Source organism: Pseudonocardia nematodicida, from assembly GCF_040105385.1.
Taxonomy (GTDB): Bacteria; Actinomycetota; Actinomycetes; order Mycobacteriales; family Pseudonocardiaceae; genus Pseudonocardia; species Pseudonocardia nematodicida.
The window spans coordinates 378440-400724 of sequence record NZ_JBEDNQ010000001.1; the positions used below are offsets into that span (position 1 = coordinate 378440).

Genomic DNA, 22285 nt, shown 5'->3' on the forward strand with positions numbered 1-22285 from the left:
CGGTGTGACAGCCTGAGACGGTGAGTACCCGGCCCGACATCCCCGATCCGGCTGCGGCCTACACCGCGGCGAAGGCCCGGGCCGCGCGCCCGCGGCTGGCGGAGTTCGCCGGCATGCTGCCGTTCGAGCTCGACGGTTTCCAGCGCGAGGCCTGCGAGGCCCTGGAGGACGGGCACGGGGTGCTGCTCTGCGCCCCGACCGGCGCCGGCAAGACGGTCGCGGGGGAGTTCGCGGTGCACCTGGCCCTGTCCGAGGGCCGCAAGTGCTTCTACACCACGCCGATCAAGGCGCTGTCGAACCAGAAGTACGCCGACCTGGTCGAGCGCTACGGCCCGGAGGCGGTCGGGCTGCTGACCGGCGACACCGCCGTCAACGGGAACGCCCAGGTGGTCGTCATGACCACCGAGGTCCTCCGCAACATGATCTACGCCGACGCGGACGCGGCGGCGAACCGCCGGCTGGACCACCTCGGCTACGTGGTGATGGACGAGGTGCACTACCTCGCCGACCGGTTCCGCGGCGCGGTCTGGGAGGAGGTCATCCTCCAGCTCCCCGAGCACGTCGCGGTGGTGGGGCTGTCGGCCACGGTGAGCAACGCCGAGGAGTTCGGTGACTGGCTGATCGAGGTCCGCGGGGACACCACGGTCGTGGTCGACGAGATCCGGCCGGTGCCGCTGTGGCAGCACATGATGGTCGGCAACCGGTTGTTCGACCTGTTCTCCCAGCGCCGTTCCGCGGAACGTGACGGTCCCGCGCAGGACGAGCTCGTGGTCGACCCGGACCTGGTCCGGCACACCCGCGAGATGCAGCGCCGGGACTCCGCCGGGGCCCGGGCCGCCGACCGGGCCGGAGACCGGGGCCCGCGCGGACGCGGCGGTCCGGGGGGCCGGGACCGGGGCCGCACCCGGAACGGGCGACCGGACCGGCGCAACGACTCGACCGCCGTCGTCGGGCGGGGTCCGCGCGCCAGCGGGCCGCCGTCCCGTGGCGGGTTCCGGCCGCCGTCGCGGGTCCAGGTGATCGACCGGCTGGACCGCGAGGGCCTGCTGCCGGCGATCACGTTCGTGTTCTCCCGGGCCGGCTGCGACGCGGCGGTGGGCCAGTGCGTGCGGGCCGGGGTGCGGCTCACCGAGCCCGACGAGGTCGACGAGATCCGCCGCATCGTCGAGAAGCACACCGGCGACCTGCCGCAGGCCGATCTCGGCGTCCTGCGGTACTGGGAGTGGCGGGAGGCGCTGGAACGCGGCGTCGCCGCGCACCACGCGGGGATGCTGCCGGCGTTCAAGGAGACCGTCGAGGAGCTGTTCGTCGCCGGCCTGGTCCGCTGCGTGTTCGCCACCGAGACCCTGGCGCTGGGCATCAACATGCCGGCCCGCACCGTCGTGCTGGAACGGCTGGTGAAGTACAACGGTGAGGCGCACGTCGACCTCACGCCGGGCGAGTACACCCAGCTCACCGGGCGGGCCGGGCGGCGCGGGATCGACGTCGAGGGCCACGCCGTGGTCGTCTGGACGCCCGGGATGGACCCCGAGCAGGTCGCCGGGCTGGCCTCGACCCGCACCTACCCGCTGCGCAGCTCGTTCCGGCCGGTCTACAACATGGCCGTCAACCTGGTCGGGCGGCTCGGCACCTCGGACGCCCGGGAGCTCCTGGAGCGCTCGTTCGGCCAGTTCCAGGCCGACCGCTCGGTCGTCGGGCTGGCCCGGCGGATCGACCGCAACGCCGAGGCGCTGGCGGGCTACCGGGAGTCGATGACCTGTCACCTCGGTGACTTCGCCGAGTACGCCGACCTGCGCCGCCGGATCTCCGAGCGGGAGAAGGCGCTGCGCCGCCGCAACACCGCGGAGGCGCGCGACCAGGTCGCCGAGTCGCTGCGCGAGCTCCGTCCGGGCGACGTGATCGCGGTCCCGGCCGGCAAGCGCGCCGGGATCGCCGTCGTGCTCGACCCGGGGGTGGGCGCGCTCTCGGCGAACGGGCGGGACCCCGAACCCCGGCCGCTGGTGTGCACCGAGGACCGCTGGGCCGGCCGGCTCTCGGCCACGGACTTCCCCGACGCCGTCGAGGTGCTGGGCCGGATCAAGCTGCCCAAGCGGGTCGAGCACCGGTCCCCGCAGGTCCGGCGGGACATCGCCTCCTCGCTGCGGAACTCGCGGCTCTCGCCGGACACGCCGTCGCAGCGTGAGCGGCGCCGGCGTACCGGCGCGCACGACGACCCGGAGCTGGCCACCCTGCGCCGGGCGTTGCGCGCGCACCCCTGCCACGGCTGCGACGACCGGGAGGCGCACGCCCGCTGGGGGGAGCGCCACGCCCGCCTGGAGCGCGAGACCGAGACGCTGCGGCAGAAGGTGCGCTCCACCACGCACTCGCTGGCCCGGGCGTTCGACCGGATCCGCGCGGTGCTGACCGAGCGCGGCTACCTGCTGCCCGTCGACGAGGTCGCCGACGGCGAGCCGGAGGTCACCGAGCACGGCCGGGCGCTGGCCCGGCTGTGGGGCGAGTCGGACCTGCTCGCCGCGGAGTGCCTGCGGCACGGCGCGTGGGACGGCCTGGAACCCGAGGAGCTGGCCGCGGTGGCGTCGTCGCTGGTCTACGAGTCGCGCCGGGACGACGCCCCGATGCCCCGGCTGCCCGCCGGCCCGGTGTCCGACGCGCTGGAGCGGACCGTCCGGCTGTGGGAGCAGCTCGACGCCGACCAGCGCCGGCACAAGGCCGAACGCACCCGCGCACCCGACCTGGCGTTCGCCTGGCCGATGCACCGCTGGGCGCGCGGAGAGTCCCTCGCACAGGTTCTCGAGGCCGCGGAACGGAACGGGCACGAACTCTCCGCGGGCGACTTCGTACGCTGGGCCCGACAGGTTCTCGACCTGCTCGACCAGATCGCCGGTGTGGCCGGCCGGTCGAGCGGGGTCGGGAGGGCCGCGCACCGGGCCTCCGGTGCGGTCCGCCGCGGTGTGGTCGCGGCGGGCACGGAGTAGGCGAGACGGAAGCAGCAGGCGAGAGGTCGGCGATGAGCAACCCGCAGGGACCGGACCGGGACACCGAGAGTGCCGCCGAGCGGACCGGGGAGCTGCCCGCCTGGGGCTCGCCGCCGCCCGGCGGGTGGGGCGCCGGTGGGGACCCGGAGCCGGAGGCTCCCGACGGCTGGGCGGCCCAGGGTGCCCGGGACACCGGCTGGGACCCGGCCGCGGCGCGCCGGGACGCCACCCGTGACGCCGGCCGGCCCGGCGACCCGGCGTCGACCGGCGCCTGGTCCCCGCAGGACACCGGAGCCTGGTCGCCGAAGGACACCGGGTCGTGGTCCCGGCAGGACGACGGCGGCTGGTCCCCGCAGCAGACCGGCGGCTGGTCGCCGCAGCCCCGGGCCGGCGACCAGGATCCCCGGGAGGCGACCGGGGCGTGGAGCCCGCACCAGGACGGCGGCTGGGGCGGACCGCCGCACGGCGGCGCGGGCGGGCCGGCCCCGGCGCAGACGTCCGGCGGCTGGGACCAGGGCTGGGACCAGGGCGGACAGGCCGCGCCGGTCTGGGGCGACGACGCCCACGGCGAGAACGAGGACACCTGGGCCGTCCCGACCGGGCGCCGCGCCCGCCGCCGGGCCGCCGAGGAGACCGGCGGCGCGGTGCCCGCGTCGTCCCCCGGGTCGGCCTGGAACGACGGGCAGCAGGGCGCCGCACAGCCGGACGACGCCTGGGGCGAGGGGAACTGGGACGACCCGGCCGCGGGCGAGGAGCCGTGGGCCGCGCGCGAGGACGGCGGGAAGCGACGCCGGTCCCTCGGTGGCAACCGGATGTGGATCCTGATCGCGGCCGGGGTGCTGGTGGCGGCCGTGCTGGCCGTGACCGCCTTCGTCTGGCCGGGCTGGGCGCTGACGACCCACCTCGACCGCACGGCGCTGCAGACCGGCGTCGGCCAGGTACTGAGCGAGGACTACGGCCTCGAGGTCGGTGCGGTGCAGTGCCCGGACGACGTCGTCGTCTCGGCCGGGACGGAGTTCAGCTGCCAGGCGGTGGTCGACGGCGAGCAGGTCGAGGTGCCCGGCATCGTCACCTCCGACGAGGGTGACTACCAGGTCAACCGGGTCTGACCCGCGCCGTCCGGGAATCGGGTGGCGCCCGGGACGCCTGCCGGGAAAGGTCGACAGTCGTGAGCACGGAGCACGCCGGCAGAGCACAGCACGATGACAGGACACGGCACGATGACAGGACACGGCACGACGTCCGCACCCTGACCGACCCGGCGCAGCGCCGCGCCGCCTGGGACGTCTTCCTGCAGACCCTGCACCGGGGGCCCGTGCAGGACGAGCCGTGGGAGGCGCACGGCCAGGCGCCCGACGAGCACTGGCTCGGTGCGCACACCGCCGGCGAGGTCGTCGGGTGCGCGTTCTCGTTCCCGACCCGGGTGACGACGCCCGGCGGCGCGCGCATCGACGCCGCGGCCGTCAGCGGGGTCGGCGTCCGGGCCGACAGCACCCGCGCCGGCCGGCTCACCGCGCTGATGCGCGCCCAGCTGACCGCGGCGCGCGACCGCGGGGACGTCGCGACCGTGCTGCGCGCCAGCGAGGCCGCCATCTACGGCCGGTTCGGCTACGGCATCGCCAGCCGCGCCGAGCACGTCTCGCTGACCCCGCGCCCGTCCTGGCGACCCGAGGCCCCGGCCGGTGGCCCGGTCCGGATGCTCGACGCCGCAGAGGCGGCCAAGGTGCTGCCGTCACTGCAGGAGCGGCTCGCCGCGGACCGTCCCGGCGGCATGACCCGCAACCCCCGCTGGTGGCGGCGGGCGCTGTCGCCGGCGGGGCCCACGGCGTCGGACTACAAGGGGATCGCGGTGCACACCGGCCCGGACGGGGCCGACGACGGGTTCGCCGTGTGGGGTGTCAGGGAGGCCGACCTCGGACGGGACCCGGGGGACGACATCACGGTGCAGCAGCTGTGGGCCGGCTCGCCGGCGGCCACCGCCGGGCTCTGGGCATTTCTCGCGGGCATCGACCTCATCCGCTCGGTCACGGCGTGGGCCCGCCCGCGCGACGAGGACCTCGGCCTGTGGCTGGTCGACCCCCGCGCGCACCGGGTCACCGGCCGCGACGACGAGCTCTGGGTCCGGATCGTCGACCCCGCCGCCGCGCTCGCCGCCCGCACCTGGGGCGCCGGTGAGCCCGTCGTGCTGCGGGTCCGCGACCCGCTGTTCGACCACTGGTCCGGCACCTGGCGGCTCGGCCCGGACGGGCCGTCCCCGGCCGGCGACGCGTCCCCGGACCTGGAGTGCGACACCGCCGGTCTGGGCACGGTGTTCCTCGGCGACCGGGCACCGTCGACCCTGGTCACGGCCGGCCGCTGGACCGAGCACACCCCCGGCGCGGCGGCCCGTGCGGACCGGTTGTTCGACGTCGGCGCACCGGTCCCGTGGTGCGGCACCTTCTTCTGAACCCGCGGGGGCTACTTGCTCTCGATGCGCACGAGCGGGCTCTCGGCCTGCACCGCGGCGGTGCTCGCGGTGGCCCACAGCCCCGGGTCGGCGTCGAGGACGCTGCGGATGTAGGCGGCGCTGAGCCGCTGTCGTACCCGGCGATGCCGCCGAAGCCGTGCCGGGCGCCGATGCCGGACCGCGCCTCGCCGCCGAGCACGAGCCGGTCGAGGCGCTGACCCGGTGGCTGCTGCGGTTCACCGAGTTCGTCGCGACCAAGCGGGGCCTCGCCGCGGCCCTGCACTCGGGTGACCCGGCCTTCGACGCGCTGCCGGGCTACTTCACCGGAACGCTCGGCCCGGCCCTCGAGGCGCTCCTCGCCACCGCCTCGGCCCGCGACGAGATCGACCCCGGTCTCGACGCCGAGGAGCTGCTCCTGTCCGTCGGGCGACTCTGCCTGCCCGGGCCCTCCGGCGACGACGTCGAGCTCGCCCACCGGGTGGTCGAGCTCCTCGTCCAGGGCATGCGGTTCCGGGCGATCACCACCCGGTGACTCCGGTGGGGCCGCCTACGTTCCCCGGATGACCGGCGTGTGAACGCGCGGGTCGGGCGTGTTGCATCCCGCTGTGGGATCGCGCACCGGGACAGGGTGTCGCGGGTGAAACCCGCCATATCAGGGCGAAAGACCTGGTGAGAGCGCCGCCGAGACCGTTTCATCGTGACGCCCGCTCCCGCTCACCACCCCGAGGTGCTCCGTGACCGCTTCGCCGCCGCCGACCGCTCCCGAGACCGACGTCGCCGACCGGGACGTCCCGCTCGACCGGGTACCGGTCGCCGAGCGGCGGGGGATCGCCGCGGTAACGGTCGTCGTCGTCGGGTTCCTGTTCTTCACCCCGACGATGATCACCGGCGGCGAGGTGGCCGCCGCGTTCGATCTCGGCACGTTCGTCGTCCTCGCGCTCGTCGCGGCCGCGGTGCTCGCTCTCTACATCGCGCTGCTCGGCATCGCCGGCGCCCGCACCGGGCTCACCACGGTCCTGCTCGCCCGGCTGGTGCTCGGCCGCGCCGGCGGCAAGTGGGCGTCGCTGCTGCTGGGCGGCACCCAGATCGGCTGGTACGGCATCACCATCGGTGTGCTGGGCGAGCTGCTCTCGACCGCGCTCGACGTGCCGGCCTGGCCGGTCGTCGTGGTCGGCGGGATCGCGATGGCCGTCACCGCCTACAAGGGGTTCCGCGGGATCGAGCTGTTGTCCTGGATCTCGGTGCCGCTGATGGTGGTGCTGTGCGTGTGGGTCGCGGTCGGCGCGGTGGGGACGGCCGGGGGCTGGTCCGGGATGCTCGCCGCCACCGGCGACGGGTCGATCAGCGCCGGCACGGCGCTGACCATGATGATCGGGACGTTCATCAGCGGCGGCACCCAGATCGGGAACTGGACGCGCTTCGCAGCCGGCGGCCGCTCGGCCTTCGCCGTCACCGCCGTCGCGGTGCTGGCGGTCCAGTCCGGGATGCTGATCTTCGGCGGGCTGGGCGCCATCGGTTACGGCGAGGCCGACTTCTCCGAGATCCTGCTGCTGACCGGATCGATCGGGCTGGCGGTCCTCCTCATCGTCGCGAACCTGTGGACCACCAACGACAACGCCGCGTACGCGTTCGGCGTCGCCGGGGCCGAGCTGACCGGGCGCGCCGACAAGGGCCCGTTCGTCGTCGGCGGGGTCGCGGTCGGGATCGTCCTGGCGCTGACCGGCGTCGCCGACGGCATGACCACGTTCCTGGTCCTGCTCGGCGTGCTGATCCCGCCGCTCGGCGGGACGATCATCGGAACCTTCCTCGGCGGCTGGCGCCGGCAGGACCCCGGCACCCCGCTCGACAGCGCGCCGCTGGTGCGCCCGCCCGGCCTCCTGGCCTACCTGGGCGGCACCGTCGTCGCGGCCCTGGGGTCGGTGTTCGACCTGGGGATCCCGGCCGTGCAGGGGGTCGTCGTGGCGGCCGTGCTCGCCGCGGTGCTGCCCGCGGTCCTCGGGCGGGCCTCGGAGCGCGCCTGAGGGCACGGGTCGTCCACCCGTCACCGGCTGCCGCGACCCGTCGGCGGTTCCCGCGACCCGCCCGGGTCAGGCCCGGCGGCGGGCGCGCAGGACCGTGTCGTGCACGGTCACCTGGTGGCCGTCGGGGTGGGTGGCCTGGTGCGGACGGGCCTCGGCGACCTGGACGTCCCAGACCTCCGGGTCGAGGGCTCCGGCGAGCTCCTCTTCGGACGGGAACAGGTCCGGGTCGTGCGGCCGCGGCATCTCGCCGGCCAGGTCGCGCGGGTGGTGCGCCACGATCAGCAGCGTCCCGCTGGGCGCGACGGCCTCGGCCAGCCGGGCGTAGGCGACCTCCCGGATCGACGACGGCAGGTGCAGGTACTGGGCGGTGACCAGGTCGTAGGCCGCCCGGTCGGGCACGTCGGTGCGCAGGTCCCCGTGCCGGATCAGCACCCGGTCGGCGACGCCGGCCTGTTCCGCGCCGGCCCGGGCCCGCTCCAGCGCGACACCGGAGACGTCCGAGGCGGTGACCGTCCAGCCCCGTCCGGCGAGCCAGATCGCGTCGGCACCCTCCCCGCAGCCGACGTCGAGGGCGCGCCCCGGAGCCAGGTCAGCGGCGTCGGTGACCAGCCAGCGGTTCGGCTGACCGCTCCAGACCTGCGGCCGGGAGGAGTAGGCGGCGTCCCAGAACTCGGCGGAGTGCTGGTCGGCGTCCGGGTCGGCGTGGTGGTGCGCGGGCCCGTGGGCATGTCCGTGCGGGTGCGCGTGGTCGCCGGGCGCGGGCGCGGTGTGGTCGGGTCGGGTCACGGGGTCCTCCGGTTCGGGTCGGTCGTCTGACGGTGCGGGGTGGCGGTCCGGCCGACGGCACGGGACCGGACGGCACGCGGAGATGCGGCCGGTGAACCCGCGGAGCGTCGCACCGCCCCGGGGCGCACCGAGCCCAGCGGCTGGATCATGATCGGGCGCTGCCCGCCGGGGCGGGTTCCCCGGCGAGGTCCGTCCGCGACCCCGCCCCGGCCGTGCTCCGGGCCCGCGCGATGTCCTCGGTCAGCAGCTCACGGGTGACCCCGGCGCCCGCGACCGAGCCGGCGGCGACGGAGGTGGGCACCGTCGCCATCGGATCGGTGACGTTGCCCGCCAGGAACACCCCCGGCACCGCGGTCTCGCCCATCGGCCCGGCGGGCACGTGGTCCCCGAGTCCCGAGGGGTGCTCGACCGCGGTGAGACCGAGCTCGGCGAGGAAACCGGCCCGGGCGGCGGCCCGCGGCGAGATCGCCAGCGCGTCGACCGGCACGACAGTCCCGGACTCCAGCCGCAGCCCGGACAGCGTCCCCCCGGAGGTCTCGACCGCGTGCACGGCGCCGTCCACGACGGTGATGCCGCAGGCGGCGTAGCCGGCCCACTGCTCGTCGTCGGGCTGCGGGCCGGTGTGCAGGAACAGCGTGACGTCGGCGCTCCAGCGGGTCGCGATGTGCGCCTTGAGCAGGTCGTGCGGGCCGGTCGAGAGGACGCCGATCCGGGTGTCGCGGTGCTCCCAGGCGTGGCAGAACGGGCAGGCGAAGATCTCCGCGCCCCAGCGGTCGGCGAGCCCGTCGATCTCCGGGAGCTCGTCGGCCAGTCCGGTGGTGACCAGCAGCTTCCGACCGGTGACCTCGTCGCCGTCGGCGGTGGTGACGGCGAACCCGCCCTCGGGCAGCGCCCGCGCCCCGGTCACCCGGGCGTCGCGGACCTCCCCGCCGTAGCCGGTGACCTCCGCGCGCCCGATCCGGCCGATCTCGGCCGGGGGCAGGCCGTCGCGGGTGAGCCAGTTGTGCACCCCGTCGGCGGGGGCGTTGCGCGGGGTGCCGTCGTCGAGGACCAGGACCCGCCACCGCGCCCGGGCGAGCAGCAGCGCCCCGGACAGCCCGGCCGACCCGCCGCCGACCACGATCACGTCGTAGGAGTTCATGCCGACGAGGATGCGCGCGCTCCGGCAAGAATGGCAAACATCGTTGCCGTTCTGGCAAACTCGACCCATGGACGACGCCATCGCAGGCACCCTCGCCGGAGTCGGACCCCGGCTGGCCGGGCTCCGGAACCAGCGCGGGATGACCCTCGCCGAGCTGTCCGGGGCGACCGGTATCTCGGTCAGCACGCTGTCGCGGCTCGAGTCGGGCGGCCGCCGGCCGACCCTGGAGCTGCTGCTGCCGATCGCGCAGGCACACCAGGTGCCGCTCGACGAGCTGGTCGCCGCCCCGGCGGTCGGTGACCCGCGGGTGCGACTGAAGGCGCGGACGTCGCACGGGATGACCGTCGTGCCGCTCACCGAGCGGCCGGGCGGGCTGCAGGCGTTCAAGATGCTTATCCCGTACCGCGGCGCCGACCCGAGCCCGAAGGCCCACGAGGGCTACGAGTGGCTCTACGTGCTCGACGGCCGGCTGCGGCTGGTGCTGGCCGAGCACGACGTCGTGCTGACGGCGGGGGAGGCGGCGGAGTTCGACACGCACGTCCCGCACTGGTTCGGTGCCGCCGACCCGGGCCGCTCGGTCGAGGTGCTCAGCCTGTTCGGTCCGCAGGGGGAGCGGATGCACACCCGGGCCGCCCCGGCCGGTCGCGGGTAGCGGCCCGGGTCCGGGCGATAGACCGGCGGCGACGCGGGGTACCCCGACGGCCCGGCCGCGATCCGGCGAGAGTTCACCGCGCGAGCCGGAACGATGTTCCGTACCGTTACGGAGGAGGCTCCGTTTCGGGAGCCGACGGATCGAGTCCTGCAGAAGGGGACGACCACGTGGACGCCACGATCTCGCTGACCGTCGACGGCCGGCGACACGACCTCACCGTGGACACCCGCACCACGGTCCTCGACGCGCTCCGCGAGCGCCTCGGGGTGACCAGTACCAAGAAGGGATGCGACCACGGCCAGTGCGGCGCGTGCACCGTGCTGGTGAGCCGGAACGGCGGACCGGGACGGCGCGAGCTGGCCTGCCTGGCCCTCGCGGTCGCCTACGACGGCGCCGAGGTCACCACGGCCGACGGCCTGGCGGGCGGCGACGGTCTGCACCCGCTCGCCGAGGCGTTCGTCGAGTTCGACGCCTACCAGTGCGGCTACTGCACGCCCGGCCAGATCTGCTCCGCGGTCGGGATGCTCGACGAGGCCCGCGCGGGTCATCCGAGCGCGGTGACCGCCGACCTTGGTGCCGACCCCGCGGTCCTGGACCGGGCCGAGATCGCCGAGCGGATGAGCGGCAACCTCTGCCGCTGCGCCGCCTACAGCAACATCGTCAGCGCCGTGCAGTCGGTCGCGACTCCGGCGGGGGAGACCCGATGAAGCCCTTCACCTACGCCCACCCGGACGACGCCGCGAGCGCCGTCGCCACCGTCGCCGCCGACCCGGGAGCCGCGTTCCTGGCCGGTGGCACCAACCTCGTCGACCACCTCAAGCTGGGAATCACCGCGCCGCGCACGCTGGTAGACCTCACCGGTGTCGTCTCCGAGGAGATCACCACACTCGACGACGGCGGCCTGCGCATCGGGGCCGGCGCCCGCAACAGCGACGTCGCGGCCGACCCGCGGGTCCGCGCCGGGTTCCCGGTGCTGGCCCAGGCCCTGCTCGCCGGCGCGTCCGGCCAGCTGCGCAACATGGCCACCACCGGCGGGAACCTGTTGCAACGCACCCGGTGTGCCTACTTCGCCGACCCGGCGGCGCCGTGCACCAAGCGCGACCCCGGGCAGGCCTGCTCGGCCCGCACCGGCTGGGCGCGCTACCACGCGATCCTCGGGGCCGGCGACTCCGCCTGCATCGCCACCCACCCGTCCGACATGGCCGTCGCGCTGGCCGCGCTCGACGCCCGGGTCCGGGTGCTGGGGCCGGACGGGGAGCGGGTGCTGCCGCTCGCGGAGCTGTACCGGCTGCCCGGTGACGACCCGACCCGGGACACGGTGCTCGCGCACGGTGAGCTGATCACCGCGGTGGACCTGCCGGCGTCGCCGATCGCGGCGCGCTCGGTGTACCGCAAGGTCCGCGACCGGGCGTCGTACGCGTTCGCGCTGGTCTCGGTGGCCGCCGCGCTCGAGGTCGCCGCCGACGGGACGGTCGCTGACGTGCGGATCGCGCTCGGCGGCGTCGCGCACACCCCGTGGCGGGCCTCGCGCGCCGAGGAGGCGCTGCGCGGTCGCCCGGCGACCGCCGAGTCGTTCCGGGCCGCCGCCGCGGCCGAGACCGCGGACGCCCGGGCCGTCGAGACCGCCGTCGGCGGGAACGCCTTCAAGATCCCGCTGGTGTCCGGGACCGTCACCGCCGCCCTGCGGCAGCTCACCACGACCGGATCGGAGGAGGCCGCATGACGCTCGTCGAACCGCGGGCGATGGGTACCGCGCTGCCCCGCATCGAGGGCCCCGCGAAGGTCACCGGCACCGCGCACTACGCGTTCGAGCAGTTCGTCGACGACCCGCTGTACCTGGCCGGTGTGGTCTCCAGCATCGCCCGCGGCCGGGTACGCGCGATCGACACGTCCGTCGCCGAGGCGCTGCCCGGCGTCGTCGCGGTACTGACGGCGGAGAGCGCGCCGCGGCTCGCGCCGGACGCGGGCGCCGAGCAGGCCGTCCTGCAGTCCGACGCGGTGCACTACCGCGGCGAGTACGTCGCGGCCGTCGTCGCCGAGAGCCCGGAGACGGCCCGGGAGGCGGCCGACGCCGTCGTCGTCAGCTACGAGGCGGAGCCGTCCAGCACGGTGCTCGACCCGGACTCGCCGGAGGCCTACACCCCGGAGATCGTGGTGATGTTCCCGCCGGACACCGTGGCCGGGGACCCGGACGCCGCGCTGGTCGCGTCGCCGGTCCGCACCCGCGCCACGTACACCACCTCGGGCAACCACCACCATCCGATGGAGCCGCACGCGTCGATCGCGCGCTGGGACGGTGACCGGGTCGTCGTGTTCGAGTCGACCCAGTCGGTGTGGGAGACCCGGCGCGGGATCGCGGGGCTGTTCGCGCTCTCCGAGGACGCCGTCACGGTGGTCTCGCCGCACGTCGGCGGCGGGTTCGGCACCAAGGGCGGGATGCACGCCAACTCGGTGCTGACGGTGCTGGCCGCCCGCGCGGTGCCCGGCCGCCCGGTCAAGCTGGCGCTGACCCGGCGCGAGATGACCGACACCACCGGCTACCGGCCGGGCACCGTCCAGCACGTCGAGCTCGGGGCCGACACCGACGGACGGCTGCGGGCGATCACGCACGACGCCGTCGAGCAGACGGCCCGGATGGCCGAGTTCGGCGAGCCGACGGCGGTCTACAGCAGACACCTCTACGCCGCGCCGCACCGGCGGACGACGCACCGGCTGGTGCCGCTGGACCGCTCGGTCCCGACCTTCATGCGGGCCCCCGGCGAGGCGCCGGGGAGCTTCGCGGCGGAGTCGGCGATGGACGAGCTGGCCCACGAGCTCGGCATCGACCCGATCGAGCTGCGGATCCGCAACGAGCCCGACGTCGATCCCGACTCCGGGCTGCCGTTCTCCACCCGCAACCTCGTCGCCTGCCTGCGCCGGGGCGCCGAGCGGTTCGGCTGGGCCGACCGCGACGCCACCCCGCGCGCCCGGCTGGTCGACGGCTGGTGGCACGGCACCGGCGTCGCCGCGTCGTTCTTCCCGGCCTTCACCATGCCCGGGTCGGCGGCCTCGATCCGGTACGACCAGGACCCCGACCGGTTCCGGGTCGACATCGCCGCCGCCGACATCGGCCAGGGCGCGCGCACCGCGCTGACCCAGATCGCCGCGGACGCGCTCGGTGTGCCCGCCTCCCGGGTGGACCTGAACCTCGGCGACACCGGGCTGCCGCACGCGACGGTCGCGGGCGGCTCGGCCGGCACGGCGTCCTGGGGCACCGCGATCGTCGACGCCGCGGACCGGTTCCGCGACAAGTGGGGCGACGACCCCGACGACGCGGCCGAGGCCGAAGGGGTTGCGCAGGCGAACCCGGACGCCGCCGCGTACGCGATGGGTGCCTACGGGGCGCACTTCGTCGAGGTGGCGGTGCACGCCGACACCGGCGAGATCCGGGTGCCCCGGATGCTCGGCGTGTTCGCGGCCGGCCGGATCGTCAACCCGCTGACGGCGCGCTCGCAGTTCCTCGGCGGCATGGTCTGGGGGCTGTCGATGGCCCTGCACGAGGAGAGCGTCGTCGACCCGGGGGTCGGGCACGTGGTCAACGGCGACCTGGCCGGCTACCACTTCGCCGCGCACGCCGACGTCGGCGACATCGACGCCGAGTGGATCGAGGAGCAGGATCCGCACGTCAACCCGATGGGCACCAAGGGGATCGGCGAGATCGGCATCGTCGGGGCGGCCGCGGCCGTCGCGAACGCCGCCCACCACGCCACCGGAGTCCGCGTCCGATCCCTCCCGATCACCCTGGACGACTTCCTCGGGTCGTGATCCACGACCGGGCGCGGATGCGGCCACCCCCGGCCGGATCCGCGCCCGATTCGTGATCGTCGCGTGGGTAGGGTCGTCGGCCGTGGCGTGGTCCGGGGCGGCAGTGGCGGTGGGACGTGCGGTGCGCCGCACGGTGTTCGGGCTGCCGCGGCCGCTGCGGACCCGGCTCGCCGGGGCACCGGTCCTGCGGGACGGGGTGCGGCTCGACCCGGACACCCGGCTGTTCCGCCGGCTCACCGCCCGGCTCGGTTCCCGCCGGGACGCGGCCGACCTTCTTTCAGGCCGCCGGCAGTTCGTCCGGGACCTGGCCCGGGTGCTCGCGCCCGCCGGTCTGGACGGCGTCCCGGCCCGCGACCTCACCGTCGGTGGTGTGCCCGCGCGCAGCTACACCCCGCCCGGCACGCACGACGTGCTGGTCTTCCTGCACGGTGGCGGGTTCATCGAGGGCTGCCGGGACTCGGTCGACGGGCTGTGCCGGTTCCTGGCGGTGCGGGCCGGGATCCGGGTGCTGTCGATCGACTACCGGCTCGCGCCCGAGCACCCGTACCCGGCCGGGCTCGACGACGTCGTCGCCGCGCTGCGGTCCGCGTCGGACGATCGAGCGCCCGGTGAGCGGGTCGTCGTGGGTGGGGTGAGCGCGGGCGCGAACCTGGCGCTGCACGCGTCGCTGACCCTCGCCCGCGCCGGGGGACCGCGCGCGGACCTGGTGTGGGCGCTCTATCCGGTGACCGACATCGGCCGCACCGGCGGATCGCGGGAGACCCTCGGCTCGGGCTTCGGGCTCACCGCCGAGGGGATCGCCGACGTCGAACGGCTGTACCTGCCCGGCGGCGACCCGGGCCCGACCGGGCCGGCCCTGGTCCGGGCCCCGGACCTGGCCGCGATGCCGCCGACCTACCTGGCCACCGCGGGGTTCGACCCGCTGCGCGACGAGGGGGAGGAGCTGGCCCAGCGGCTGCGCGACGCCGGGGTGCGGGTGACGGGGCGCCGGTTCCCGGACCTGGAGCACGGGTTCGCCGGGCTCGTCGCGGTGAGTGCGAGCGCGCGGGCGGCGCTGCTGGAGGCCGTCACCGCCCTCCGGGACCTGCCGACGTAGATCCCGGCCGAACGCGCCCGCGTCCGCTGCGGCGAGCCCGCGAAGGGTGCCCGAGCGGACCTCGCCCACGCTTCACACCCCCGGGCCCCGCTTCACACCCGCCGCAGCAGGTGTGAAGCGGGGCCCGGGGGTGTGAAGTCGGCTCAGGACGGCGATGTCGTCTCTCGGCTCCATGGCGAGGAGATGAGTTCGGTTCCTCCGCCGGGTCGGTACCGGCATGGAGGTTCCGGTGGCCCCGACCGGCACACCACGTGGCTCACCACCCTCGACCCCGACGGCAGCCCGCACGTCACCGCGGTCGGCTCGCTGTGGGCCGACGGCAGTTTCTGGTTCCAGACCGGCCGCACCACCCGCAAGGGCCGCGATCTCCTGCGTGACCCGCGCTGCACCGTCGCCCGGCGGGCCGCGGCGTGGGCAGCGGGCGGGTGGCCGTGCGAGGTCGACGAGTCCGGGACCGCGCTCACCGCGCCGTTCAGCGCGCCGTCGGCCGGGCCTCCGCCGTGGTCGGTCTACCGGGTGGTCGCCCAATCGGCCGCCGCCGTCGCGACGGTCGCACCGGGCGGCGCCACCCGCTGGACCTTCTGACCGCCGCCGGCGCACGCTCGGGAGCGCGCCGCGGGGTGGCTACGGCATCGCCGCGGCCAGCGCGGTCCAGGACTGCGGGGCGGCACCGAGCGCGTCCCCGGTCTCCGGGTCCCAGTACTCGGGCCACTCGCCCCGCTCGGCGACCGCCCGGGCCGCGCGGACGACCTCGTCGGCGTCGGCGTCGAGACCCCAGCGGCGCAGGGCGATCCCGAACAGGTAGCTCAGCTGCGGCCAGGCCGGGCCGCGCCAGTAGGACCGCGGGTCGTAGGACGGGTGGGTGCGGGCGACGTTGGCCGGACCGAACGGTGCCCCGAACCGCTCGGGCTCGCGCAGCTGGCGCAGGGCCGCCTGTGCCTTCTCGCCGTCGGCGGTGACCAGCGCGCCCATCACGCCGTCGCTGGCCGGGATGTCGCCGGTGCCGCCGTCCTCGGCACCGCCCACCAGCGCCAGGTCGTTCCACAGGTTCTGCGCCGGGTCCCACAGCCGCGCGTCCATCGCCGCCGCGATCCGGCGGGCCCGCCCGGCGAGCTCGTCGTCCCCGGTGACCTGTGCGAGCTCGGCCATGGCGAACGCGGAGTAGGCATTGAACCCGGCCGGGGCGGCCACGAACCGCGACGACCAGACCGCGGCCCCGGCGTCGTCGAACGAGACGGCGCCCATCAGGTCCTTGTTCCACTGCGACCGGGCGGCGCGGTCGTAGTCGGCCGGGGTCCGGCCCGGCCCGCCCCACCCGTCCCAGCGGGGGGAGTGGTCGTTGCCGGCCTCCCACGGGTGGACGATGAACAGCAGGTCGTCGTCTGTGCGGCGGTGCTCCCAGAGCCAGTCCAGGCCGCGCCGGGCCTTCTCGAGCGTGTCGGCGGACACGGCGACGCCCTGGTCGGCCAGCGCCCGCGCGGCGTGCCCGAACACCGGCGGCTGGGTGATCGACGACGTCCCGGGCAGCGGGCCCAGCCAGGCGTCGGGGCCCTCGGCGCCGTAGCGCATGTGCGGGACCATCCCGCCGGGGAGCTGCCCGGCGAGCACCTCGTCAAGCTCCCGCGCCGCGCGCGGGTCACCCAGGCGGGCCCACACGACGGCGTGGAAGCAGGAGTCCCACAGCCACAGGTGCGGGTAGGTGTCGGGGTTCGGCACGCAGTAGCCGCGCGCGTCGTCCCAGTTCCGGTCGAGCATTCCGGCCGCGGCGGTGCGCAGGTCGTCGGCGTGCATGTCCTCTTCCAAGGTCGGGGGAATCAGATGGAGAGCCAGTCGAGGGCCGCGGCGGCGGTCCAGGACTGGTTCAGGCTGCCCAGAGGGGCGCCGGTGAGCGGGTCGTAGTACTCGGCGAAGGTGCCGTCCCGCAGCAGGTCGAGCCCACCGGTCCGCAGTGCGGCGGCCTGCCCGGTGTGCCCGCGCCGCTCGAGCGCCCAGGAGTACATCCAGACCATCACCGGCCACTGTGGACCGCGCCAGTACTGCTGGGCGCGGAAAGCGGGCGACTCCGGCGAGGTCGACGGCAGCACCGGCGCGTGCAGCGCGGGATGCCCGCACCAGCGCGGCGAGGACAGCAGCTCGAGCATCGCCCGCTCGGCGGCCGGGTCGAGGCCCCCGCACAGCAGCGGCGCGAACCCCGCGAGGGTCTCGGTGCCGAGCCATTCGCCGGTGCGCAGGTCGCGGTCGCGGGCCAGCCCGCTGCCCGGGTCCACCGATCCGGCCACTCCGGCCCGGAACCGGGCGGCCCAGGTGCGCAGCTCGGCGACGTCGGCGGCCCGGTCCGGGTCACCGTCGCCGAGGTCGGCCAGGACATCGCAGGCCACGGCGAGGATCGCGCTGGTGAGCACGTCCTGCACCGCGAAGCTCGCGGTGTCGCGCAGCCGGGCCTGGTCGTAGCCGGCCCGGCGCATCTCCTCGATCAGCCAGAGGTACCGGTCGTACTCGGTGTCGGTCGGGCGGTGCGCCGGGTCGGCGACCAGGGTGTCCTTGCGCTCGTACGGCGGGAGCCCGGCGCCGACCTCCACCCGGCCGTACGGACCGTCCCAGCGCGGCGAGTTGTCCGTCCCGGACTCCCAGCCGTGGTGGATGGTGACCCGGCCGGTGGCGTCCGGGTCGCGCTGCTCGGCGAGCCAGCGGTGCCAGCGCACCAGTGGCGTCCAGGCGCGGTCGAGGAACTCCTCGGCGGCCCGGCGCTCGGCGCCGCCCCGGGCGCGGGCGGCGTCGACGATCCGGCCGGCCGCGATCGCGTGCACCGGCGGCTGGCAGATCCCGGAGGTGTCCGGCAGGCCGGGGCCGCGCCCGTCCACCCCGGCGGTGCCCCAGCGGGCCGCGTCCGGGAAGTAGCCGCCGGCGTCCGGCGAGTACCGGATGTGCGGGATCATGCCGCCCGGCCACTGGGCGGCCAGGATCGTGTCCAGCTCGGTGATCGCCCGCTGCGGGCTCACCCGGGCCAGCCCGATCGCGATGAACGCCGCGTCCCAGCTCCACATGTGCGGGTAGAGCCGGGGCGCCGCCGCCGTCATCGTGCCGAGGTCGTTGTCCCGCAGGACGTACGCGGCGCGGGCGGCGAGTGCCGCGTCCCCCAGCAGGACGGGCGCGCTCGTCACGCGACCTCCAGGGCGAGCTCGGTCTCGGCGTCGTACCAGCGGATCTGGTGCTCGGGGAAGGTCAGCCAGACGGTGTCGCCGGAGTCGGCGTGGAACGTGTTCGGCGCCTGCACCTTGATCTCCTGGTCGCCGATCCGGGCGGTGATCAGCACGGCGGAGCCCAGCGGCTCGACGACCTCGACCCGCGCCCGGATCGATCCCGCCCGCTGCTCGGTGCCGATCTCGATGGCCTCGGCCCGGATGCCGAGGTGGATCGCGTTGCCGTGCATGGTCCGGAGCGCATCGGGCCCGGTGGCGGTCCCGCCGCCAAGGTCGACGGTGACCGAGCCCGACACGTCCACCCGGCCGTCGAGGAAGTTCATCGGCGGGCTCCCGAGGAAGCCGCCGACGAACCGGTCGGCCGGGCGGTCGTAGACCGCGAGCGGCGCCGAGCACTGCGCGATCCGGCCCTGGCGCATCACCGCGACCCGGTTGCCCAGCGACAGCGCCTCGGACTGGTCGTGCGTGACGTAGACCGTCGTCGTCCCGATCTCCTCGACCAGCTTCTTGAGCTCGGCCCGGAACGACAGCCGCAGCAGCGCGTCCAGGTTGGACAGCGGCTCGTCCATCAGCAGCACGTCGGCGTCGACGACGATGGCGCGGGCGACCGCGACCCGCTGGCGCTGCCCGCCGGAGAGCTGCGACGGGTAGCGGTCCAGGTAGGGCTCGAGCTGCAGCAGCGAGGCGGCCCAGTCGACCTTGCGGGCGATCTCGTCGCGCGGGGTCCCGCGCATCGTCAGGCCGAAGCCGATGTTGTCGCGCACCTTGCGGTGCGGGAAGACCGCGTAGGACTGGAACACCATCGACAGGTTCCGGTCCTTGGGCGGCAGGTAGGTGACGTCCCGGCCGCCGACGACGATCTGGCCGTCGTCGGGCAGCTCCAGCCCCGCCAGCATCCGGAGCAGGGTGGTCTTGCCGCAGCCGGACGGGCCGAGCAGGACCATGAACTCGCCGTCGGCGATGTCGAGGGAGACGTCGTCGGTCGCCCGCGTCGTCGCGCCGGGGTAGGTCTTGACCAGGTTGCGGAGCTGTACCTCGCTCATGACGTCCTCACTGGAATCGAAACCGGGGGAGTGGGATCAGCCGACACGCGAGCCCCACATGTTCAGCAGGTAACGCCGCATCAGGAAGATGAACAGCAGCGCCGGGATGACCAGGGCGAAGCCGCCGGCGAACCGGTAGGCCAGCGGGGACTCGCGCAGCGAGGACAGCACCTGCGCGGGTAGCGTCCGCCGGTCCAGGGTCAGCACCGCGGCGGCGAGCACCTCGTTCCAGGACAGGACGAAGGTGAAGATGCTCGACGCGGCCACCCCGGGCAACGACAGCGGCAGCACGACCCGGCGGAACGCGCCGAACCGGGTGCAGCCGAACAGCAGCGCGGCCTCCTCCAGGTCGCGCGGCACCGAGACGAAGATGCTGGCGGTGATCAGCACCGTGGTCGGCAGCGCCAGCGCGGTGTGCACCGCGACGACGGCGGCGACGCTGTCGTACATCCCGGTGGCCAGGAAGACCTGGGCCAGCGGGATGGACAGCACGACGATCGGCAGCGCGCGGGTGAGCAGCAGCACCAGCTGGTAGCTCTCCCGGCCGCGGAAGGCGTAGCGGGCCAGGGCGTAGCCGCCGGGCGCGCCGACCAGCAGCGAGAAGAAGACCGTGTAGAGCCCGGCGAGCAGCGAGTTCACCGCGGCCGGCGCGATACCGGTCGAGCCGAGGAACGCGGCCATCGTCTCGACCGACAGGTCGGTGGGCAGGAACGAGCGCGGGAACTCGGCGAGCGACTCGCGCGAGGACAGCGCCGCCAGCCCGACCAGGTAGATCGGCAGGCCCATGAACAGCGTGACCGCGACCGCCGCGGTCTGCTGCAGTGCCCGGGTGCGACGACGGCGGCGCAGCGGCGCGCGGTCGACCGGGGGCAGGGTGGTGGTCGGGGTCTCCCGGGTGAGGGTCATCGGAGCTCCTTGTCCGTTGCCGGCTCCCGCAGCGCCCGCAGGTAGATCGCGGAGACGGCGAGCGAGATACCCAGCACGACGAGCGCGACGGCGCTGGCGACGCCGGGGTTCTGCAGGGTCACGAACCACTCGTAGGTCTCCCCGACCAGCAGCGGGAAGTTGCGGCCGGTCAGCGCCTGGGCGACGGCGAAGGTCTGGACGGCGAGGATGGTGCGCAGGATCAGCGCGACCTGCAGGCTCGGACGCAGCAGCGGCAGCGTGACGTGCCGGAAGCGCTGCCAGGCGCCGCCGCCGAAGACCTGAGCCGCCTCGTCGTACTCGCGGGGGATCATCTGCATCCCGGCGACGACGATGATCAGCACCAGCGCGGTGGACCGCCAGATCTCCGCGACGACGACGGCCATCAGCATCGTCGCCGGGCTCTGGTACGACAGCCAGGAGAAGACGGGGAGGCCGATCGCGGACAGCGCCGAGTTCAGGTACCCCTGGTCGGCGAAGATCGAGAGCCAGACCAGACCGGCCGCGAGGTCACTGACCGCCAGCGGCACCGCCCAGACGTAGAAGTGCACGCCTCCGAAGCGCAGCTTGGCCTGCAGCAGCAGCCCCATCCCGAGCGCCAGCGCGAACTGGACCGGGATGACGATGGCGATGAGCAGCAGGGTGTTCTTGACGGCGTCGTAGAACCGGGGCTCGCCCAGCATGCGCTGCCAGTGCGCGAGGGTCGGTCCGTCCGGGCCGCGGAACGCCTCGGTGAGTCCGGTGATCATCGGCCAGCCGAGCAGCAGGACCATGAACACCAGGGACGGCAGGATCAGCAGGTAGGGGAGCCTGCGGTGGGCGGTGGCCGAGGGGGTGCTCATGCGACGCGGCACCTCTCTCCGGTGTCCGGGTCCGGTGCCCAGCAGGGCACGTCGGCCTCGTCGAGGATCGTCTGCATGTTGCCGGCCTGGGCGTCGAGGGTGGCCCGGATGTCGGCGCCGTCGAGCACGATCGCGGTGAAGGCGTCGCGGAAGACCTTCGACATCTCGCCGTCGCGCTGTCCCAGGCCGACCGGGGGCAGCGAGACGATCGTGTCCGGGCTGTCCTGCTGGGCCTTCACGGCGTCGGCCTCGAGCAGGATCGCCGGCGGCAGGTCGCCGGGGATCGGGGTGTCGACGGTGGGGAAGAACGAGTTGGTGCGCAGCAGCTCGATCTGGGCGTCCGGGGTGGACAGCGACCGGATGACCGCTTTCGCCTCCTCGACCTTCTCGGACCCCTGCGGGATGCCCAGGCCGAGCAGCACCGACATGTAGCCGCGCCCGCGCGGGCCGGCCGGGGAGGGCACCATCCGCCACTGCTCGGGGTTGTTCGCGGGGGCGCCGACGAGCCGGGCGGCGTGGTCCCAGGCCACGGTCACCTCGCCCGAGGACAGCGGCTCCTGCATGAAGTCGAAGTTGGTGCTGGCCGCGGTGGAGTTGGCCCACAGCTCGCGGAAGTACTCCCACATCGCGACGGCGTCGGGCCCGCTGAAGGTGCTCACCACGCCGCCGGTGAACGACGGGTAGAGGTGGCCCTGGATGAAGCGGTGCAGCAGGCCCTCCGGGCCGCCGGGCAGCCCGAACACCGGCCGGTCGTCGTTCGCCCGGCGCGCGGCGATCACCCAGTCCAGCAGCTGGTCGTAGGTGAGCGCGTCGACCTCCGCCCCCGGCGGCAGGTGCTCCAGCGCGCTCTCGTGTGCGGCGAGCAGGTAGGTGGCCTGGGTCCAGGGGATGTAGAACGCCCCGGTCCCGCCGAGGCCGGCGAGCTCGGTGAACTCCGCGGAGTAGCCGCCGACCGACAGCTCGTCCATGAGATCGCTGAGGTCGGTGAGCAGCCCCTCGCCGAGCTGTGCGAAGTCGCCGTGCAGCCCGCCGATGAGGTCGATGTTCATCGTGCCGCTCGCGGCCTGCGAGCGGATCTGCGCCGAGAGCTGCGACGAGTCCCCGACCACGTAGTTCACGCCGCCGGAGTAGACCCGCCGCAGGATCCCGCGCAGGTTCTCGGCCTCCTCGACCGGGGTGAACTGGGTCGACACGAAGGACACCCCGTCGCCGCCGCCCCCGGAGGTGGACAGGCCACCGCATGCCGAGAGCACGGGCGCGGACGCCCCCAGGAGCAGACCCCAGCGCAGCAGATCTCTGCGGGAGGCGGGCTTCCCGGGGGTGGGTGGTCTGGACACGGAGGGTTCCTCCCGACG

Annotated in this window: 19 protein-coding genes; 11 read left to right on the forward strand and 8 right to left on the reverse strand. The window is 74.9% G+C overall.

Translation table 11 applies throughout. The annotated features are described in order from the left end of the window. The first annotated feature begins 20 nt into the window (after window positions 1-20). The 5 genes from WIS52_RS01745 to WIS52_RS01765 all read left to right on the forward strand — a co-directional run bounded on the left by WIS52_RS01745 (window position 21) and on the right by WIS52_RS01765 (window position 7442). A complete protein-coding gene (locus WIS52_RS01745) occupies window positions 21-2975 on the forward strand; it encodes a DEAD/DEAH box helicase (protein WP_349296267.1) in 2955 nt (984 codons plus the stop codon). A gap of 32 nt (window positions 2976-3007) precedes the next feature. Next, complete coding sequence (locus WIS52_RS01750) at window positions 3008-4084, forward strand: DUF4333 domain-containing protein (protein ID WP_349296268.1); 1077 nt, start codon at window positions 3008-3010, stop codon at window positions 4082-4084. A 59-nt stretch (window positions 4085-4143) separates the two neighbouring features. Further along, window positions 4144-5421, forward strand: coding sequence for a GNAT family N-acetyltransferase (locus WIS52_RS01755; RefSeq protein WP_349296269.1), 1278 nt, complete (start codon window positions 4144-4146; stop codon window positions 5419-5421). Window positions 5422-5578: 157 nt separating this feature from the next. Further along, window positions 5579-5953, forward strand: a complete 375-nt coding sequence (locus WIS52_RS01760; RefSeq protein ID WP_349296270.1) for an SbtR family transcriptional regulator — start codon at window positions 5579-5581, stop codon at window positions 5951-5953. Window positions 5954-6155: 202 nt separating this feature from the next. Further along, window positions 6156-7442, forward strand: a complete 1287-nt coding sequence (locus WIS52_RS01765; protein WP_349296271.1) for a cytosine permease — start codon at window positions 6156-6158, stop codon at window positions 7440-7442. A gap of 66 nt (window positions 7443-7508) precedes the next feature. On the opposite strand, the gene WIS52_RS01770 is transcribed toward WIS52_RS01765, so the two are convergent. Both WIS52_RS01770 and WIS52_RS01775 read right to left on the reverse strand, forming a co-directional pair. Next, complete coding sequence (locus tag WIS52_RS01770; RefSeq protein WP_349296272.1) at window positions 7509-8228, reverse strand: SAM-dependent methyltransferase; 720 nt, start codon at window positions 8226-8228, stop codon at window positions 7509-7511. A gap of 145 nt (window positions 8229-8373) precedes the next feature. Beyond that, complete coding sequence (locus WIS52_RS01775) at window positions 8374-9369, reverse strand: NAD(P)/FAD-dependent oxidoreductase (protein WP_349296273.1); 996 nt, start codon at window positions 9367-9369, stop codon at window positions 8374-8376. Window positions 9370-9436: 67 nt separating this feature from the next. Between WIS52_RS01775 and WIS52_RS01780 the strand changes: the two genes are divergently transcribed. The 6 genes from WIS52_RS01780 to WIS52_RS01805 all read left to right on the forward strand — a co-directional run bounded on the left by WIS52_RS01780 (window position 9437) and on the right by WIS52_RS01805 (window position 15506). Continuing rightward, window positions 9437-10021, forward strand: a complete 585-nt coding sequence (locus tag WIS52_RS01780; RefSeq protein WP_349296274.1) for a helix-turn-helix domain-containing protein — start codon at window positions 9437-9439, stop codon at window positions 10019-10021. A 167-nt stretch (window positions 10022-10188) separates the two neighbouring features. Then, window positions 10189-10728: a 2Fe-2S iron-sulfur cluster-binding protein gene (locus WIS52_RS01785; RefSeq protein ID WP_349296275.1), complete on the forward strand. Its 540-nt coding sequence runs from the start codon at window positions 10189-10191 to the stop codon at window positions 10726-10728. Next, window positions 10725-11744 carry an FAD binding domain-containing protein gene (locus WIS52_RS01790; RefSeq protein WP_349296276.1) on the forward strand — a complete coding sequence of 340 codons (1020 nt, stop codon included), beginning with the start codon at window positions 10725-10727 and terminating at the stop codon, window positions 11742-11744. Before WIS52_RS01785 ends, WIS52_RS01790 begins: the two co-directional genes overlap by 4 nt. After that, the gene (locus WIS52_RS01795; protein WP_349296277.1) at window positions 11741-13825 is read left to right on the forward strand and encodes a xanthine dehydrogenase family protein molybdopterin-binding subunit; all 2085 of its coding nucleotides are present in this window, start codon (window positions 11741-11743) and stop codon (window positions 13823-13825) included. The genes WIS52_RS01790 and WIS52_RS01795 overlap by 4 nt, the downstream gene beginning before the upstream one ends. Window positions 13826-13907: 82 nt before the next feature. Beyond that, complete coding sequence (locus WIS52_RS01800) at window positions 13908-14921, forward strand: alpha/beta hydrolase (protein ID WP_349296278.1); 1014 nt, start codon at window positions 13908-13910, stop codon at window positions 14919-14921. Between the two features lie 183 nt (window positions 14922-15104). Next, a complete protein-coding gene (locus tag WIS52_RS01805) occupies window positions 15105-15506 on the forward strand; it encodes a pyridoxamine 5'-phosphate oxidase family protein (protein WP_349296279.1) in 402 nt (133 codons plus the stop codon). A gap of 39 nt (window positions 15507-15545) precedes the next feature. On the opposite strand, the gene WIS52_RS01810 is transcribed toward WIS52_RS01805, so the two are convergent. Genes WIS52_RS01810 through WIS52_RS01835 form a run of 6 tightly spaced genes read right to left on the reverse strand, consistent with a single transcriptional unit; the run spans window position 15546 to window position 22267 of the window. Next, complete coding sequence (locus tag WIS52_RS01810) at window positions 15546-16712, reverse strand: MGH1-like glycoside hydrolase domain-containing protein (protein WP_349296280.1); 1167 nt, start codon at window positions 16710-16712, stop codon at window positions 15546-15548. 23 nt (window positions 16713-16735) lie between these two features. Further along, window positions 16736-18082 carry a glucosylglycerate hydrolase gene (ggh, locus tag WIS52_RS01815; protein WP_349296281.1) on the reverse strand — a complete coding sequence of 449 codons (1347 nt, stop codon included), beginning with the start codon at window positions 18080-18082 and terminating at the stop codon, window positions 16736-16738. Further along, window positions 18079-19164, reverse strand: coding sequence for an ABC transporter ATP-binding protein (locus WIS52_RS01820; RefSeq protein ID WP_349296282.1), 1086 nt, complete (start codon window positions 19162-19164; stop codon window positions 18079-18081). The genes ggh and WIS52_RS01820 overlap by 4 nt, the downstream gene beginning before the upstream one ends. 36 nt (window positions 19165-19200) lie before the next feature. Further along, window positions 19201-20070, reverse strand: a complete 870-nt coding sequence (locus WIS52_RS01825; protein ID WP_349296283.1) for a carbohydrate ABC transporter permease — start codon at window positions 20068-20070, stop codon at window positions 19201-19203. After that, window positions 20067-20930, reverse strand: coding sequence for a carbohydrate ABC transporter permease (locus WIS52_RS01830; protein ID WP_349296284.1), 864 nt, complete (start codon window positions 20928-20930; stop codon window positions 20067-20069). Before WIS52_RS01830 ends, WIS52_RS01825 begins: the two co-directional genes overlap by 4 nt. Then, window positions 20927-22267: an ABC transporter substrate-binding protein gene (locus WIS52_RS01835; RefSeq protein ID WP_349296285.1), complete on the reverse strand. Its 1341-nt coding sequence runs from the start codon at window positions 22265-22267 to the stop codon at window positions 20927-20929. The genes WIS52_RS01830 and WIS52_RS01835 overlap by 4 nt, the downstream gene beginning before the upstream one ends. Window positions 22268-22285 lie beyond the last annotated feature (18 nt).